A 15577-nucleotide genomic window follows, 5' to 3' on the forward strand; every position below is an offset into this window, starting at 1 on the left:
GAATCACTGACCCTGTTTAGACCTATAAAACAAAAACACGGCATTCCTGCCGTGTTCAGACTGTAGACAAACGCTCGCATACGGGTCGTTTGCCTCACTTATATGCTTTAAAACTGTCGTTTGACATGCAAGAAAATGTTGCTCATAAACCCCCGTTCTATCCGCATCCTTCCCTCGCCTGCACTCATCGTCTGACAAGTGTGTTCGATCAGTCTGAGTGCAAAACAAAAAGCGTGTTAACATTGATGAAAGGGGCTTTTCGTCGTCGTTCCCCGCATGACATCGCCATCCATGGAACGAATTATTTCATCCGTAACCGTTTTAGACACCGTGTTCGTGATTAATTGCAGCAATTCATTTACTTCGACTTGACTCCGTTTAAATTCCTGAACGAGAGGGATCTCATCAATTTGATCATGCAATTCATCAATTTTCGCTTCCACTTCTTTTAACGCTTCCGTCTTTCCGTAATGCTTCAAATTAACGGCTTCTTTTTGGTAGCGTTTAATATCGCCAATCATTTCCTGGACGCGAAGATGTTCGTTGATTTTCTTTTCTGCGCGCTTGAAAAAGTCAACTTCCTCTGTCCGGGCGAGCATATTTGCCAGTTCCTTTGCTTTGTCCTTGATTTCCTGTCTTGTATACAACTTTGTCATTGTGCTTTCACCTCTGGCGCCGAAACGATTTCTCCATCTAATGACCATGTTTTCGCTTCTGTTATTTTTACATAGACAATTTCGCCAATTGCTGATTTCGGTCCGACAAAATTAACAAGCCGGTTTGTCCGAGTGCGCCCAGCAAGAACATCTGCATTTTTCTTGCTTTCCCCTTCTACGAGCACTTCAACAATTTTGTCCTGATAATCCAAGTTGCGCTTGTTGGAAATATCGTTGACAAGGGCATTTAAGCGGGCCAACCGCTCTTTTTTCACAGCGATTGGGACGTTGTCTTCCATTCGAGCTGCCGGTGTGCCTTCACGAGGCGAATAAATATAGGTATACGCCGCATCAAATTGAATTTCTTCCACGAGAGAAAGCATGTCCTGAAATTGTTCTTCGGTTTCATTCGGGAAGCCAACAATTAAATCGGTTGTAAAGGAAGCATTCGGAATCGCTTGTTTAATCTTATTCGCCAGCGTAATGTATTGCTCCCGCGTATATTTGCGGCCCATCAGTTTAAGAATATCAGAGTTTCCATGCTGAACCGGCAAATGGATATGCTCAACAAGGTTTCCACCTTGGGCAAGCACTTCAATTAAATGGTCGTCAAAATCACGAGGGTGGCTTGTCGTAAACCGGACGCGCGGAATATCAATTTTATGAATTTCGTTCATCAGGTCGCCAAGCCGATAAGAGCCAGGCAAATCTTTGCCATAGGCGTTCACATTTTGGCCGAGCAGCGTTATTTCCTTGTACCCTTGGCGCGCCAAATCACGCACTTCGGCTATAATGTCTTCAGGCAAGCGACTACGCTCTTTGCCTCGCGTATATGGGACGATGCAGTATGTGCAAAACTTATCACAGCCATACATAATGTTTACCCATGCTTGTGTTTTGTTTTTGCGAGAGCGCGGCATGTTTTCAACGATATCGCCTTCTTTGGACCACACTTCAATGACCATTTCTTTTCCGAAAATCGCATCCCGTAATAAATGGGGCAAACGATGAATGTTGTGTGTCCCGAAGATCAAATCAATGTGCTGGTGCTTTTCCATAATTTTGCCGACTACTGATTCTTCTTGTGACATACAACCACATACGCCAATAATCAGTTCAGGCTTTTCCAACTTAAGCGGCTTTAAGTTGCCGATTTCGCCAAACACTTTGTTTTCCGCGTTTTCACGGATAGCGCATGTGTTTAATAGAATGACATCAGCCTCTTCTGTTTCGTTTGTTTCTTCAAAGCCCATTCCGAGCAAAAGACCTGACATGTTTTCAGAATCATGGACATTCATTTGGCAGCCGTAAGTCCGAATTAAAAATTTCTTCCCTGCGCCAAGGTTGGCAACATCTTCGGGGATCAAATTTTCGGGACGAAGCACTTGCACGTCTTCACGCTTTCTCTTTCGCCCTGCTCGATAATTCGGCTGATCGTATATGGTAATTTCCCGGCCTTTTATTTTAATAATTTTTTTCTCGTCGTCTTCAGAAACAACGCGCGCATCGCTAAAATCGAAGTACTTGCTGTAATCTTTCGTCTTGTTTTGATCACTCATTGTAAAATCCCCTTCCATGCAAACAAAACGTTCCTCCCATATTATACGTGTCTCATCCTTAGAAAACAATGGAACAGAGCCGATTCGCGGCAATCTTCATTGAAAACAACGCTAGCGTTATCTCTAGCTATAAAAATGAGGGCTGTAAGGCCCTTTTGACGCATAGGTTTTAATAATCGTATAAAGGGAGCTGGTCCAATGATTGAAATTGCAGGAAAGCCGTTGCACACCATACCGAGCCACGGTTTATCTCAAGCGGAACGCGCCATTCTAACAAGTTTGCTTGAAAGCGAGGCTACTTACCGCTACCAATCCGTTGATGAACTCAGCTTTGAGGTTGCTTTGCGCTTACATACGGTCGAAGCGTCAATCGCCATGTTTCATAGTGGTGCCTCATTCGAGTCCTTTCAACAGTCCTTTTGCAATCCCCGCTTTTGGCAGCGGATGCCTAATGGCGCCTTCCAGTTAAAACCTTCCATTAGGCCGTCTGATGCCATCAACGATATCTTTTTAAATGGTAGAGCCTACGGATTTGAATGCGCCACTGCGATTATCATTCTCTTTTATAAGGCGGTGCTAGACTCGATTGACCGTCCTTCGTTTGACCGGTTGTTCCAAGGGCTTTATTTGTATTCATGGGAACATGACGAAGACTTGCAGCTAGTGACGAGAAAAGGGACCGATTATTGTATTGGCGACTGCGTTTACTTTGACAATCCCGATTTTGCCCCGTACAATTCCGTCTGGCGCGGCGAAAACGCGATTAAGCTTGATCGTGACTTGTACTTTGGCCATGGGATTGGGATTCAAACGAGCGCAGAAATCATCCGCCTTCTAAACGAGCAACGCATCCCAGGCTCGCAAACGTCCGCTTACTTGCTCGACCAAGTAACACGCCTTAACTTTAAATTGGTACGTACTTTTTCCGATACTGGCTACACGCCACGTACAGGGCTTTTGGATGCGATCGTCGTGGAAATGGGTGATCGTATCCACTTTTACTAAAAGCAAAACAGGCTGCTGCACGTGTTATTCATGCAGCAGCCTGTTTTAGCTACGAGGTTCTATAATCAGCTTAATGGCCGTTCGCTCTTCTCCGTCAATATGGATGTCTGTAAACGCGGGAATGCAGACCAAGTCGATTCCACTGGGAGCAACGAAACCTCTGGCAATCGCAATCGCTTTGATGGACTGGTTTAACGCTCCTGCGCCAATCGCCTGTATTTCTGCGGCTCCTCGTTCCCGGATGACACCGGCGAGCGCGCCTGCAACAGAATTTGGTGTAGATTTTGCTGAAACCTTTAAGACTTCCATTTCTACCCCTCCTCAAATAAAATAAAGCGGGCTGGTTCGATCGTTGTCTCCTCAAGCTGTCAATTAACAGGCCAACGCCTTATCACATGTCTATTGAAGAAATAGGAGGGATATGCCTCGTGAACACAAAATTGTCTACATTTCCATAAACGGGCGCTCATCGGAAAAGGAAAGGCGCTCAATTTTCGCTGCTTTTCCGGTACGGTCATCGATATCAATCACAACACCGTTTAATTGTTTGCGACCTTCAGCCACTTCAAAACGCGCAGGCAAATTCGTCAGAAACCGGTACAGCACCGCTTCTTTTTCCATGCCAAGAATGCCGTCTAAAGGGCCAGTCATGCCAACATCAGACAAATAGGCGGTCCCTTTTGGCAAAATCCGCTCATCTGCTGTTTGCACATGTGTGTGTGTGCCGATCACTGCACTGACGCGCCCATCTAAATGCCAGCCCATCGCTTGCTTTTCGCTCGTCGTTTCTGCGTGAAAATCGACAAATATGCAATCAGCTTCGGCGCCAATTTCCTCTAAAATCCCATCGACTGTACGGAAAGGGCAATCAGCTGGATTCATGAACGTCCGTCCTAGCAAATTGATGACGGCCACATTTAATTGGTTGACTTTCATCACCCGGAAGCCGACCCCAGGCGTGTTCGGAGGCAAGTTGGCTGGCCGTACAAGCCATTTCGCGTCTTCAATGAAATCAAAAATTTCCCGTTTATCCCAAGCATGGTTTCCGAGTGTCACCATTTGCGCACCTAAATCAAGAAAACCTTTATATATTTTTTCTGTAATCCCTTTACCGTGTGCCGCATTTTCGCCATTTATGACCGTGACGGTCGGCTTGTAATGCTGTTTCAAGCGTTTCAAATGCGTTTCTACCATGTCGCGGCCAGGAGAGCCGACAACGTCACCAATAAATAAAATCCTCAAGGGGATCCCTCTTTTCCAAACAAATTTCAAAAAAATAAAGTGGCTTTCGCCACTTTATTTTGCGTATTCCACAGCACGTGTTTCGCGAATGACAGTCACTCGAATATGACCTGGGTAATCAAGCTCTTGCTCAATTTTTTTCGTTATGTCACGCGCTAGTTTATGGGCCAATGCATCGTCGACGACATCTGGCCGAACCATGATCCGCACTTCACGCCCAGCTTGAATGGCAAACGTTTTTTCAACGCCATCAAACGACTCAGAAATCTCCTCGAGCTTTTCAAGGCGGCGTATATACGTTTCAAGTGTTTCCCGTCTTGCGCCGGGACGAGCAGCAGACAATGCATCAGCGGCAGCAACAAGCGTCGAAATAATCGACGTGGACTCGGTGTCGCCATGATGCGAAGCAATTGCATTAATGACAACAGGATGCTCCTTATATTTTGTCGCAAGCTCGACGCCAATTTCAACGTGGCTGCCTTCAACTTCATGGTCAATCGCCTTGCCGATATCATGCAAAAGGCCTGCACGTTTTGCTAGCTTCACATCTTCACCAAGCTCTGCCGCCATAATCCCTGCTAGATGGGCTACTTCCATCGAATGCTTTAAGACATTCTGGCCATAGCTTGTACGGAAGCGCAGCCTGCCCAAAATTTTGATCAGATCAGGGTGGAGGCCGTGTACGCCAACTTCAAATGTCGTCTGCTCGCCGTACTCGCGAATCGTTTCGTCGACCTCACGCCGCGATTTATCCACCATTTCTTCAATCCGGGCAGGATGAATCCGTCCGTCTTGGACAAGTTTCTCCAGAGCTGAACGGGCAATTTCGCGACGAATTGGATCAAATCCTGATAAAATGACCGCTTCCGGCGTATCGTCAATAATTAAATCGATCCCCGTCAACGTTTCTAACGCGCGAATATTCCGCCCTTCACGGCCGATAATGCGCCCTTTCATTTCATCATTAGGCAAATTGACAACAGAGACCGTCGTCTCGGCCACGTGGTCAGCTGAGCAACGCTGAATGGCAAGAGACAAAATTTCTTTCGAGCGTTTATCTGCCGTTTCCTTTGCCTCGGCTGTTTTTTCTTTAATCAAAAGAGCCGTTTCATGGGCAATTTCTTGTTCAACCTCTTGTCGGATGATCATTCGGGCTTCTTCCCGTGACAATCCGGATACTCGTTCCAGTTCCTGTTTTTGTTCAACAAGCAACTGGCTCATTTTACTTTCCATCTCTTCAACTTGTCGTTGTTTTTTGGCGAGAGATTCCTCCCGTTTTTCTAACGATTCTTCTTTTTTATCGAGAGTTTCGCTTTTGCGGTCGAGAATCTCTTCTTTTTGGACCAAACGATGCTCTTGTTTCTGAATCTCATTTCTTCGCTCACGAACCTCACGCTCGGCGTCACTACGAAGCTTATGGACTTCGTCTTTCACTTCCAAAATCGCTTCTTTTTTATTCGTTTCTGCTTCGCGCTTGGCGTCATCAATCATTTGCTTTGCTGCGTGTTCCGCACTTGATATTTTCGCTTCAGCGACTGATTTTCGAACAAGATATCCAACAACTGCAAAAACTACAGAGAAAGCAAGTACAATGAGGCAGAGAACCAAGAGACTCAACGTATAACTTGGCATCGTTTCACCTCCCTTGCTATCCAATTGTTGGTTTTAACGGTGCATTCACGTTTGCTAAATTACAGGTCAAACTTACATAAAATACAGCCTTTTTTACACACTGTATCATTTCTTATTCTACGCTCAGTCGCAGGCGATGTCAAGGTTTGGAAATCTCTTCTATTTGGCTAAGTCCATCGCGAATGGACACTGAAAAGGCTTTGTCGCCTGATTCGGCTAAGTGATGGTTATGGGTAATCATTATGATTTGCCTGCCAAACATCGTTGCTAGCGATTTTAAAAATTCGTATAAGTAATGGGTATACTCCCCTGACACATGCTTGCCTGGCTCATCAAGCAACAGCGGCCCAGCCTGGCGCGGCTGTGTCGTTTCCATCAAGGCAACGCGAAGCGCCAATGTCACAATATCCACGACACCGCCGCCTCTGGCGTCCTGGGGCTTCGTCTTCACACGAATGCCTTCATAATCAGAAATGACGTACATGTCCGCAACTGCACGGTTGCCGTGCTCTTCTAATTCGATTTCAAATGAGACAAGCGGTCCAAATACGTACTGGAGCGCATTTGTCACCAACGTCTCCATTTGCTGTTTGGCTTGCTCCCTGGCATATTCCGCTGATTGTTGCAAAAGAACACGCGCCTTTTCGTACGTATCGATCGTGTCTTCCATATGAACAAGTTCCGCTTCAGCCGCTTCAAGTCGTTCTTGCAACATCCGCTTCTTTTCATCAAGGCGCATCCATTGGTCTCTCGCTTGCTGGAGGGCGTTTTCTAACTGCTCCAGCTCCCGTTCACTGCTCACGGCTAACAAGCTCCTTTGGAATAAGGGACCATGCTTCATCCATTGAACGTGTGATGCTGTCTTCTAAACGTTGAATCTCTTGTTCAAGCTCCTCTGGCTTCACGCCAAGTTCCTCTAATTCACCTAACAGCCGTTGCTTTTGATTCTCTAACTCTTCAAGCTTTGCTTCAGCCCGGTAGCGGACGTCTTTTGCCTTTTCAATAGCTTGTTTCATTTTTTCCAAATCTTGTTCGACACTGTTCATCCGTGATGCTCCCCTCCATGATTAATCGCTTGCCCACAAGTCGGGCAAATACCGAGCGCTTTTAGTGTTTTCGTATAACGATCATTCAACTGCTTTTCCTCAGCCAGCTTTTCTTTCACAAACGCTTGTCCGTCAGCAGCACGTTTTGTCACTTCTGCCAACTGCCTTTTATAATCCTTTAACTTCATTAAAAGCTTCGTCGTTTCAGTCGCCTCGTTTAACTGTTGGGCTGCTTGCTCTGTCCCTTTCAATTCTGCACTGGTGGCCTTCACTGATGTATATTCGTGCTTCGTTTGCTGCCACTGGCGTGCAAGTTTTTCGAGCCGTTCTTTTTTGGCTTGCTCCTCTTCCATTCGTACAAGCTGCTTCCTGTCTAAACTTTGCACAAAAGCTGTTTGCGCCATTGCCTTCGTCAATGTTTGCTCATTGTCCTTTATTGCCTGGCATTGTTGCTCAAGATTTGTCAGACGCACATAACGAGCCGCCTCGTTTCGTATGGCCTGGTGAAGGCTATAAGCGCTGTCTACTTGGGCTGTTTTTGAAAGCCATAAGGAGCAAGTACTACTGTCTTTTTCGAGCCGTGTCCATTGTTCAGCCAACTGACTAAGGCGCTTGCTTTTAACGGCCAGGGCACGCAACTGTTCATAACGAATTTCCCAATCAGCAAGCTGGGCTACACTTGCTTTTTGTTTATTGGCCTCTGCTTTGGCTCTTGTCAGCTCTATGTAACGGGCATGCCATTGCTTCAGCTTCGCCAACCTCTCCTGGGCAGCTTTGGCTAGCCGCAATTTTTCAAAGCCTTTGTCCAGTTTCGCTTTCGCCTTCTCAAGCCCATCAAATGGTGCGAGCGCCGTTTTGGCTTCCTCTACTTCTGCTTGTTTCTGTTTGATTCGTTGGCTAAGTCCGTACACATCTTTAGAGGTATCGCGGATCGCCATATCTAAATAGTGGGCACCGCTCATGCGGCCAATTGTCTTGGCGCGCAGCGATCCTGGCGCTTCCAACAAAAAGGGCCCATCTAACTGCTGGGCAATTTGCAAATGCCACTCATTATCGCCATCGATTCGGAACGGCCTCATGCCATGGGCTTGGATCACTTCTTCAGGCACTTGGCTGCCAAACCCTTCAAGCACCAAGTCTTGCCCTCCTGGCTCTTTTAAGATATAGCGATTTTTTGAGCTTGTCCGCTCGCGGATGATGAGACGTCCTGAGTCCATTGTGATCGTCACACGGACAAAATCCGCACCGACACGGATGAAATCTGTTCCCCTCGGCTGGTTAAACAATGCCCAGCGAACTGCCCGCAAGACGGCAGTCTTGCCGCTGTCAGATTGGCCAACAATGACATTTAGACCTTTGTCAAATTGCAGCGTGCTATCTAAATGGGATTGGAAATTTTCAAGCCTGACGCTTACAATATTATTCAGTTTCATCACGCTCCCAGCGCTCTTCCACGACTGTCATCCGCCTTAGCGCTTCCTGTTTTACTTTGTCTTCCACACCTTGCAAAGAGGCAAGCTCGCGAATGATTTCACCCATTTGCAGCGTTTGGAAATCGGCCTGCTCTCTCACTTGCTGGACAAAGGCGTGAAGTTTTTCTTCCTGGTGGCTTGCTTTTTCGACGTAAGCCCTGTCCAACACGTCACTGCCTTTTTGAGCGACAGTCAGCGTCTCTTCCCGTAGCGTTATGCCTTCTTTTGTCACGGTACCAATAATGACTTTAGGCAGCCGTTCTACTTCTGTCCAATGGTTGTTAATCCTCGCTATCGCACCTGGATTGCAGATAAATTTGCCGTTTTGCTCTTTAATGCCGAAGCCTGTATGGTAATGCCCTGTCAAAATAACATCGGCGCTCGTTCCCCAAATGTGGTCAATCAGCGTATGAGGAATGCCATCAGGCAGTGCTTTTTCGACGAGCATGCTATGGACAAGGTGGATCATCGCATCTGCTTCTGTTTCATTGATCGGGTAATAGTCTAGCTTAGGGTCACGCTGGTCGAGCTCGTAATGGTATGGCTGGCCAGACACTTGCACACGGACGCCAGCTTTTTCGATCAAAATCGGCTTGCCAGGATGGACGAGCTTCATAATGCCAAACGCATCAAGGAGACCAAGCATCGTCCGTGACACCGTCTCTGGGTTATGACCAAATGTATCATGGTTCCCGGAAATTGTGTATATGGGCGCTGGCGCTTCCCGGAAAATTTGTGCGAATTGGCCAACTGTGCTTGGCGATAAGTCAGGCCTGTCAAAAACATCACCGCCGTGAAGAAGCACATCCACTTGTTCACGGTCGGCAATTGCCATTATTTCTGTAAGCTTTTGTTTCATTGTTTCTGGAAACGCATCTAAACGGTTTTTAGGCGCTGTCCCCCGAATATGGGTATCGGTAAAATATAAAAACGTGACCATTTTATCCCGTCGGCTCCTTTTGCAAGTGAAACTGCTTCTTAATCCTTATAAAAAAAGCCCCCTCAACGGTTGCAGCCACTGAAATCCCGTTTTTTTCAAATACAGAGGAAAGAACATGGCGTAGGCCAGATCTTTCCTCCTCTTGTATGGGCGTCTATCAGCGGACTCTGTTCGGGAGCCTCGTAAATGTTGTTCGCTTTATTTTAAATCTAAAGGCACATCTTCAAAAGCTTGTTCTTCAGCTGCCTCTTCCAGCTTCGCTTCCCCGTCGAGCCCGTGGTGGTCACGAATCAAACGCTCAATTTCAGCGGTAATTTCCGGGTTTTCTTTCAAGAATTGTTTTGAATTTTCGCGGCCTTGCCCGAGGCGGTCGCCTTTGTAAGAATACCAAGCACCGCTTTTTTCGACAATATCGAGTTCCGACGCAATGTCAAGCATCGAACCTTCCCTGGAAATGCCTTCTCCGTACATAATGTCGACTTCCGCTAAACGGAAAGGCGGAGCTACTTTATTTTTGACGACTTTGATTTTGGTGCGGTTGCCGACAATCTCATTCCCTTGCTTCAACGCCTCGGCACGGCGCACTTCCAAGCGGACGGACGAGTAAAATTTAAGGGCGCGCCCCCCTGGCGTTGTTTCTGGATTGCCGAACATAACACCGACTTTTTCACGGATTTGGTTGATGAAAATCGCAATCGTTTTCGACTTATTGATCGCTCCTGATAATTTCCGAAGCGCTTGTGACATTAAGCGTGCTTGCAAGCCAACATGCGAGTCGCCCATTTCCCCTTCAATTTCCGCTTTTGGCACGAGCGCAGCTACACTATCAATGACAATAATATCAAGAGCACCACTGCGGACGAGCGCTTCAGCAATTTCAAGTGCCTGTTCGCCTGTATCAGGTTGGGACAGCAGGAGCTCATCGATATTAACGCCTAGTTTGCTCGCATAGACAGGATCAAGGGCATGCTCAGCATCTATAAAAGCTGCTTGGCCACCATTGCGCTGCACTTCAGCAATTGCATGGAGGGCAACGGTCGTTTTACCGGAAGATTCCGGGCCATATACTTCAATGACTCTTCCTTTTGGATAGCCGCCTACACCAAGGGCAATATCAAGGGCAAGGGCGCCGCTCGAGACCGTCGATACGCGCTGTTCAGCCTGTTCACCTAGCTTCATGACAGAGCCTTTGCCAAATTGTTTTTCAATATGGCGTAAAGCCATGTCAAGCGCTTGTTTTCTATCACTCATGTTCATCTCTCCTTGTCAATTCGCTCATTTCTATCGTTATCCATGTAAGGGACAATGTTGTAAGTCTTCGCATGAGTCTATCATAACGCGTTTTGCTTCGTTTGCCAATAGTTTTTGCGAACATTTATTCGTCTTTTTTTACGACAAATAGGAAAGACCGGGCGGAACCCGGCCTTTCCGACTGTAAATACTACGTGTTGTGGCCAAAGCAACCCAGCAAGCTTTGGTCAAGGAGTCTATGAACGGCGTGAGCCTGCTGGCGTGCGCCGCTCCCGTTTCGGGCGAGGCTTAGCAGGTTCAAGATTGACGCGCGCTCCATTAATACGGGAATAGCGCAAGCCTTCATACACAAATGGCGCAGCCTCTTCTGGTACATCGACAAAGGAAAAGTTTTCAAAGATGTCGATGCGGCCAATCGATTTGACAGGAATGCCGACAAGGCGACCGATCTCTTCGCCAAGAATTTTCGGCGTCAAATTGACGTTTCGCCCAACATTGATGAAGAAGCGGACCATTCCTTTGGCACCGCCTGTGTCACCAAAGCTGTAGCCAGCATCTTCGGTTGCCGTCTCTGTCGAAAACTTTAATTTCAATAGCGCCGCAACCACTTGTTTAGGGTCTTGCTCAGCAAGAATTTCATCTACAAGGGGCAAGAACAACTCCATTTCTTTGCCACCTTGCTCAATTGTATCCTCGATTAAGTTTTTCCAAGAGCTTTGCTGTTTTTCAACAACTTCTTCAATCGTCGGCACGCTCGCTGACGGAATGTGCATCTTGATTTCTTTTTCAATAGAACGGAGATGCTTCATCTCCCGTGGTGTCACCAACGTAATCGCTGCGCCTGTCCGGCCCGCTCGCCCTGTACGCCCAATCCGGTGCACATAGCTTTCAGGATCTTGTGGAATATCGTAGTTGATTACATGGCTGACATTTTCCACGTCGATGCCCCTGGCAGCTACGTCTGTAGCAATGAGGAACTCGATCGATGAGTCGCGGAATTTTTTCATGACCACATCACGCTGAGATTGTGTCAAGTCGCCATGGAGACCATCAACAAGATAGCCCCTTGCTTGGAGCGCTTCTGTCAATTCAGCGACGCCTTTTTTCGTGCGGCAAAACAAAATGCCGAGCTCCACATCATCGCTATCAATGATGCGGCAAAGGGAGTCAATTTTATTCCGCTCCAATACTTTATAATAAACTTGGTTGATCGAAGGCGCTGTCACCTCGCCCTTATTAATCGTCACTGTTTTCGGATCGTTCATGTATTTTCGTGACAGCTTGCGGATCGCAGGCGGCATCGTGGCAGAAAACAACAACGTTTGTCGAACTTGATTGACTTCCTTTAGAATCGCTTCGATGTCATCGACAAAGCCCATATCGAGCATTTCATCGGCTTCGTCAAGGACAACGGTATGGACCGAATTAAGCTTGAGCGTTCCACGCCGCAAATGGTCAAGCATCCGCCCTGGGGTACCAATCACTACTTGCACTCCTTGGCGCAACGCTTTGATTTGGTGGCCGATTGATTGCCCGCCGTAAATCGGCAACGTCCGAATCCGTTTATGAGCCGATAGCTTTTGCAGTTCTCCGGAAACTTGAATGGCCAATTCCCTTGTTGGCGTCAAAATTAACGCTTGAATGTAACGCTCTTCGGTCACTTTATCGACAACTGGTATCCCAAAAGCAGCTGTTTTTCCAGTACCTGTTTGCGCCTGGCCAATTACATCGCCACCTGTCAAAATAGCAGGAATCGCTTTTTCTTGGATAGGGGATGGTTCTTCAAACCCCATATCTTGGATTGCTTGTTTCACTTGGTCCGAAATATCAAAGTCTGTAAAATAGGTCATTTACTACCATTGCTCCTTTTCAATTCTTCCAGTAAATAAAAATAGCCAAATTTCACCGCCCGCATTCGTACGGCATTGCGTCCTCCGGATAAAGACAGCGTGTATACGCGCTCTTTCCCTCCTGGCAAAAGAAGCGCCAGAAAAACGGTGCCCGCTTCGTGGCCCTCTTGCCCCCCAGGGCCAGCCACTCCTGTAAAAGAGATGGCAATATCAGAACCGCAACGTGTTTTGACGCCACGTGCCATTTCCAACGCACATGCTTCGCTGATGGCGCCGTCGCTAGCAAGGGTGGCGCTTGAAACATGAAGCAATTGCTGCTTCAGTTCATTGGAGTAAGCAGTCACGCTCCCTTTTAGCACGTCCGATGCGCCAGCGAACGCAGCCAATTCGCTTGAGAAAAGCCCGGCAGTCACGCTTTCGGCACTGGCAATTGTCAAGCCGCTCGCCTGCAAACGCAAAAACGTTTCCTTGACCAGCGTCGTTTCGTTGTAGCCGTACAAATATGAACCGACCCGTTTCCGAATCAATGCTTCCGTTTCATCAAGCAAACGGGCAGCTTCATTTTTATCTGCATGCTTTACAGTCAAGCGCAGTTTCACTTCCCCATCACCAGCCAGTGGAGCGATTGTTGGGTTCGTTTGCGTCGCAATCAAGTCCAAAAGGTCTGTTTCTAATTGTGATTCCCCAATTCCAAAAAAATGAAGCACACGGGAAGTGATTTCTGTATGTTCAGTTGCACCTAACAGTTTAGGCAAAAGCTCGTTGACGAACATCGGCTTCATTTCGCTCGGTGGCCCAGGCAAAAGCGCCAATTTTTTCCCGTCTTCAAGCTGGCATAGCATTCCCGGAGCCATGCCATGACGGTTTGCAAGGACGGTGCAGCCTTCAATCACATAGGCTTGCTTTTTGTTGTTAGGCGTCATGACACGGTTGTGGCGCTTAAAATAATGTTCAATTTCATGAAGAGCGGCTTCATCGTATACAAGCCTTTTCCCACAAAACGCCGCGACCGTTTCTTTCGTCAAATCATCCTTTGTCGGGCCAAGCCCGCCCGTTAAGATGACGAGATCGGCACGCTCGTGCGCTTCTTGAAGTGCCTTTTTTAGCCTGTCCGCGTTATCTCCCACAACTGTGTGCCGGTACACGTCGACACCAATGCTTGCTAGCTGTTTAGAAATAAACTGGCCATTTGTATTGGCGATCTGGCCAAGAAGCAGCTCTGAGCCAACGGCAATTATTTCTGCATTCAATCCATCCTCTCCCTTACATCGATTTTAGAATGACGTGTTTGTTTTTCACAAAATATTCGATTCCAGACCAGATCGTTAACAGAGCCGCGATCCACAGCATTATGGAAGCAAATGGAAATGAAAGAGCTGAAAAAGGGATATTATGTAAAAGACTAGCAATAATAGCGATAATCTGGGTGAGCGTTTTCCATTTGCCCAGTTTGCTCGCCGCTATAACATCGCCTTCTGCTGCAGCAACTAAGCGAATGCCCGTTACCGCAAACTCACGACTAATAATGATAATGGCAATCCAAGCTGGCACGAGCTGCGCTTCCACTAACCCAATTAGGGCAGCGGTCACAAGGAGCTTGTCGGCCAAAGGATCGAGAAATTTGCCGAAGCTAGTGACAAGGTCAAGCTTCCGTGCATAGTAGCCGTCTAGCCAATCCGTGGCAGAGGCAACGATAAAAATCGCTGTGGCCACAAGCATGCTGTATGTAATAGGCTGTTGAAACCACTCCGTTTCACCGAGTGGCCAATCGACAAGCAAAAACAGCATAAATGCCGGAATTAAACAAATCCGCGCTACGGTGATTTTATTTGCTAAATTCAAAAGCTTCCCGTCCCTTCCTTTTTGCCAGTTTGCATGAAACCAGTCTGGACTCACTTTTTTATTGTACCATAGTTGGCACCGTACTGAAAAAAACAGCGCTTAATCAAAGACAACAACAACGAAAAAGTCCCCGGAACTAAGCCGGGAACGATTGGTTATTCTTGTTCTTCAACGGTAATGGTCACATATTGGTGATCCGTTTCCAAGAGTTCGACTTCAATGCCGTTCACTTCCACCCTTTCAACTCCATAACCGTTGCCGATATTAAGCTCAAGGGCGTCAAGACCGCTCACGTCTGGCTCAAAGTCATCTTTGTAGTCTCCGCCGTTTTCTTCAATTGCCTGCCCATCGCGGTCACGGACTTGCACATAGGAGCCTTCTCCCATTTCCATTTTGAGCGTTTCAATTGCCTCCACGTTTGAAAGGATATAAGTGGAGACGTTGCCAGATGTCTCTTCTAATGAAAGTTCAGGCTCTGCATCTGTTTGCTCTTCTTCCGTTCCGCTTTCCTCGTCAGCTGCTTCGTCTTCGCCAGCTTCGTCTTTGTCAGCTGCTCCTTCGCCTTCCTCTTCATCGCCAGCATTCTCAGGCGGATCATACGTATCTGTTTGCCCGGCTTCTTGCTCATTCTGAACTTCGCCTCCGCTGTCACGGCCGCTCACGTTCCAAATAAGAACGACGACGAGCACGACAGCAGCAATGAGTAGAATCGGCACTAAAATGGAAGCCAGCGATTTCCCACGGCCTTTTCCTGGCCTTGAAGGCGTTGTACGTGCGCTTGTTTTTACCCGTTCAGAGCGTGAAGGCAAATCAACTGCTTCCGTTTGCGGATTGGGCAGTTCGTTTTTATACGTTTCCAGCACTTCATCGGCATCAAGGCCAATCGCTTCTGCATACGTCTTGACAAATGCCCGCGCATAAAAAATGCCCGGGAGCGTATCAAAATTGCCCTCTTCAATCGCTGCCAAATAACGTTTTTGAATTTTGGTCGTACGCTGCAGATCATCAAGCGTGATCTGTTTTTCCTCACGCGTCTCTTTTAAGTAATTCCCTAATTCTGACATGGTCACACCTACCTACAA

General features: G+C 47.2%; 15 protein-coding genes. 1 reads left to right on the forward strand and 14 read right to left on the reverse strand.

The genetic code is table 11. From position 1 onward, the window contains the following. Positions 1 to 236 precede the first annotated feature (236 nt). Positions 237 to 656, reverse strand: a complete 420-nt coding sequence (locus N6H06_RS14765; protein ID WP_263707426.1) for a RicAFT regulatory complex protein RicA family protein — start codon at positions 654 to 656, stop codon at positions 237 to 239. After that, entirely contained in the window at positions 653 to 2215 is a 1563-nt protein-coding gene (gene miaB, locus N6H06_RS14770) for a tRNA (N6-isopentenyl adenosine(37)-C2)-methylthiotransferase MiaB (protein WP_263707427.1), read from the reverse strand. Before miaB ends, N6H06_RS14765 begins: the two co-directional genes overlap by 4 nt. A gap of 198 nt (positions 2216 to 2413) precedes the next feature. Here miaB and N6H06_RS14775 point away from each other — a divergent pair, with 198 nt between their 5' ends. Next, on the forward strand, positions 2414 to 3220 hold the full coding sequence (locus tag N6H06_RS14775) for a protein-glutamine gamma-glutamyltransferase (RefSeq protein ID WP_062750610.1): 807 nt from the start codon (positions 2414 to 2416) through the stop codon (positions 3218 to 3220). 45 nt (positions 3221 to 3265) lie between these two features. Here N6H06_RS14775 and N6H06_RS14780 read toward each other — a convergent pair whose 3' ends face one another. The 12 genes from N6H06_RS14780 to N6H06_RS14835 form a co-directional block, all read right to left on the reverse strand. Further along, a complete protein-coding gene (locus N6H06_RS14780; RefSeq protein ID WP_011247035.1) occupies positions 3266 to 3529 on the reverse strand; it encodes a stage V sporulation protein S in 264 nt (87 codons plus the stop codon). Between the two features lie 135 nt (positions 3530 to 3664). Continuing rightward, positions 3665 to 4462 carry a TIGR00282 family metallophosphoesterase gene (locus N6H06_RS14785; protein ID WP_062750612.1) on the reverse strand — a complete coding sequence of 266 codons (798 nt, stop codon included), beginning with the start codon at positions 4460 to 4462 and terminating at the stop codon, positions 3665 to 3667. 54 nt (positions 4463 to 4516) lie between these two features. Beyond that, positions 4517 to 6094: a ribonuclease Y gene (rny, locus tag N6H06_RS14790; protein ID WP_011247037.1), complete on the reverse strand. Its 1578-nt coding sequence runs from the start codon at positions 6092 to 6094 to the stop codon at positions 4517 to 4519. Positions 6095 to 6233: 139 nt separating this feature from the next. After that, the gene (locus N6H06_RS14795) at positions 6234 to 6896 is read right to left on the reverse strand and encodes an AAA family ATPase (protein ID WP_263707429.1); all 663 of its coding nucleotides are present in this window, start codon (positions 6894 to 6896) and stop codon (positions 6234 to 6236) included. After that, complete coding sequence (locus N6H06_RS14800; RefSeq protein WP_062750616.1) at positions 6886 to 7140, reverse strand: hypothetical protein; 255 nt, start codon at positions 7138 to 7140, stop codon at positions 6886 to 6888. The genes N6H06_RS14795 and N6H06_RS14800 overlap by 11 nt, the downstream gene beginning before the upstream one ends. Further along, positions 7137 to 8573, reverse strand: a complete 1437-nt coding sequence (locus N6H06_RS14805; protein WP_263707519.1) for an AAA family ATPase — start codon at positions 8571 to 8573, stop codon at positions 7137 to 7139. The genes N6H06_RS14800 and N6H06_RS14805 overlap by 4 nt, the downstream gene beginning before the upstream one ends. Next, positions 8560 to 9552, reverse strand: coding sequence for a metallophosphoesterase family protein (locus N6H06_RS14810; RefSeq protein ID WP_062750620.1), 993 nt, complete (start codon positions 9550 to 9552; stop codon positions 8560 to 8562). Before N6H06_RS14810 ends, N6H06_RS14805 begins: the two co-directional genes overlap by 14 nt. A gap of 198 nt (positions 9553 to 9750) precedes the next feature. Beyond that, on the reverse strand, positions 9751 to 10803 hold the full coding sequence (gene recA, locus N6H06_RS14815) for a recombinase RecA (RefSeq protein ID WP_062750622.1): 1053 nt from the start codon (positions 10801 to 10803) through the stop codon (positions 9751 to 9753). A 236-nt stretch (positions 10804 to 11039) separates the two neighbouring features. Continuing rightward, positions 11040 to 12653 (reverse strand): DEAD/DEAH box helicase, encoded by a 1614-nt coding sequence (locus N6H06_RS14820; RefSeq protein WP_062750624.1) that lies wholly within the window; start codon positions 12651 to 12653, stop codon positions 11040 to 11042. Next, positions 12650 to 13903 carry a competence/damage-inducible protein A gene (locus N6H06_RS14825; RefSeq protein ID WP_263707430.1) on the reverse strand — a complete coding sequence of 418 codons (1254 nt, stop codon included), beginning with the start codon at positions 13901 to 13903 and terminating at the stop codon, positions 12650 to 12652. The genes N6H06_RS14820 and N6H06_RS14825 overlap by 4 nt, the downstream gene beginning before the upstream one ends. Positions 13904 to 13916: 13 nt before the next feature. After that, positions 13917 to 14495, reverse strand: a complete 579-nt coding sequence (gene pgsA, locus N6H06_RS14830; RefSeq protein WP_062750628.1) for a CDP-diacylglycerol--glycerol-3-phosphate 3-phosphatidyltransferase — start codon at positions 14493 to 14495, stop codon at positions 13917 to 13919. Between the two features lie 155 nt (positions 14496 to 14650). Next, the gene (locus N6H06_RS14835; RefSeq protein ID WP_212953788.1) at positions 14651 to 15559 is read right to left on the reverse strand and encodes a helix-turn-helix domain-containing protein; all 909 of its coding nucleotides are present in this window, start codon (positions 15557 to 15559) and stop codon (positions 14651 to 14653) included. Positions 15560 to 15577 lie beyond the last annotated feature (18 nt).

This window comes from Shouchella tritolerans, assembly GCF_025770735.1.
In the GTDB taxonomy this organism is placed as follows: domain Bacteria; phylum Bacillota; class Bacilli; order Bacillales; family Bacillaceae_D; genus Shouchella; species Shouchella tritolerans.

What these genes read in the sequence shown, in the direction of transcription:
- miaB (WP_263707427.1), bottom strand. Translation starts at nt 2,215, where the DNA reads ATGAGTGATCAAAACAAGACGAAAGATTACAGCAAGTACTTCGATTTT.
- N6H06_RS14835 (WP_212953788.1), bottom strand. Translation starts at nt 15,559, where the DNA reads ATGTCAGAATTAGGGAATTACTTAAAAGAGACGCGTGAGGAAAAACAG.
- N6H06_RS14800 (WP_062750616.1), bottom strand. Translation starts at nt 7,140, where the DNA reads ATGAACAGTGTCGAACAAGATTTGGAAAAAATGAAACAAGCTATTGAA.
- N6H06_RS14810 (WP_062750620.1), bottom strand. Translation starts at nt 9,552, where the DNA reads ATGGTCACGTTTTTATATTTTACCGATACCCATATTCGGGGGACAGCG.
- N6H06_RS14765 (WP_263707426.1), bottom strand. Translation starts at nt 656, where the DNA reads ATGACAAAGTTGTATACAAGACAGGAAATCAAGGACAAAGCAAAGGAA.
- N6H06_RS14775 (WP_062750610.1), top strand. Translation starts at nt 2,414, where the DNA reads ATGATTGAAATTGCAGGAAAGCCGTTGCACACCATACCGAGCCACGGT.
- N6H06_RS14805 (WP_263707519.1), bottom strand. Translation starts at nt 8,573, where the DNA reads ATGAAACTGAATAATATTGTAAGCGTCAGGCTTGAAAATTTCCAATCC.
- recA (WP_062750622.1), bottom strand. Translation starts at nt 10,803, where the DNA reads ATGAGTGATAGAAAACAAGCGCTTGACATGGCTTTACGCCATATTGAA.
- N6H06_RS14820 (WP_062750624.1), bottom strand. Translation starts at nt 12,653, where the DNA reads ATGACCTATTTTACAGACTTTGATATTTCGGACCAAGTGAAACAAGCA.
- N6H06_RS14780 (WP_011247035.1), bottom strand. Translation starts at nt 3,529, where the DNA reads ATGGAAGTCTTAAAGGTTTCAGCAAAATCTACACCAAATTCTGTTGCA.
- rny (WP_011247037.1), bottom strand. Translation starts at nt 6,094, where the DNA reads ATGCCAAGTTATACGTTGAGTCTCTTGGTTCTCTGCCTCATTGTACTT.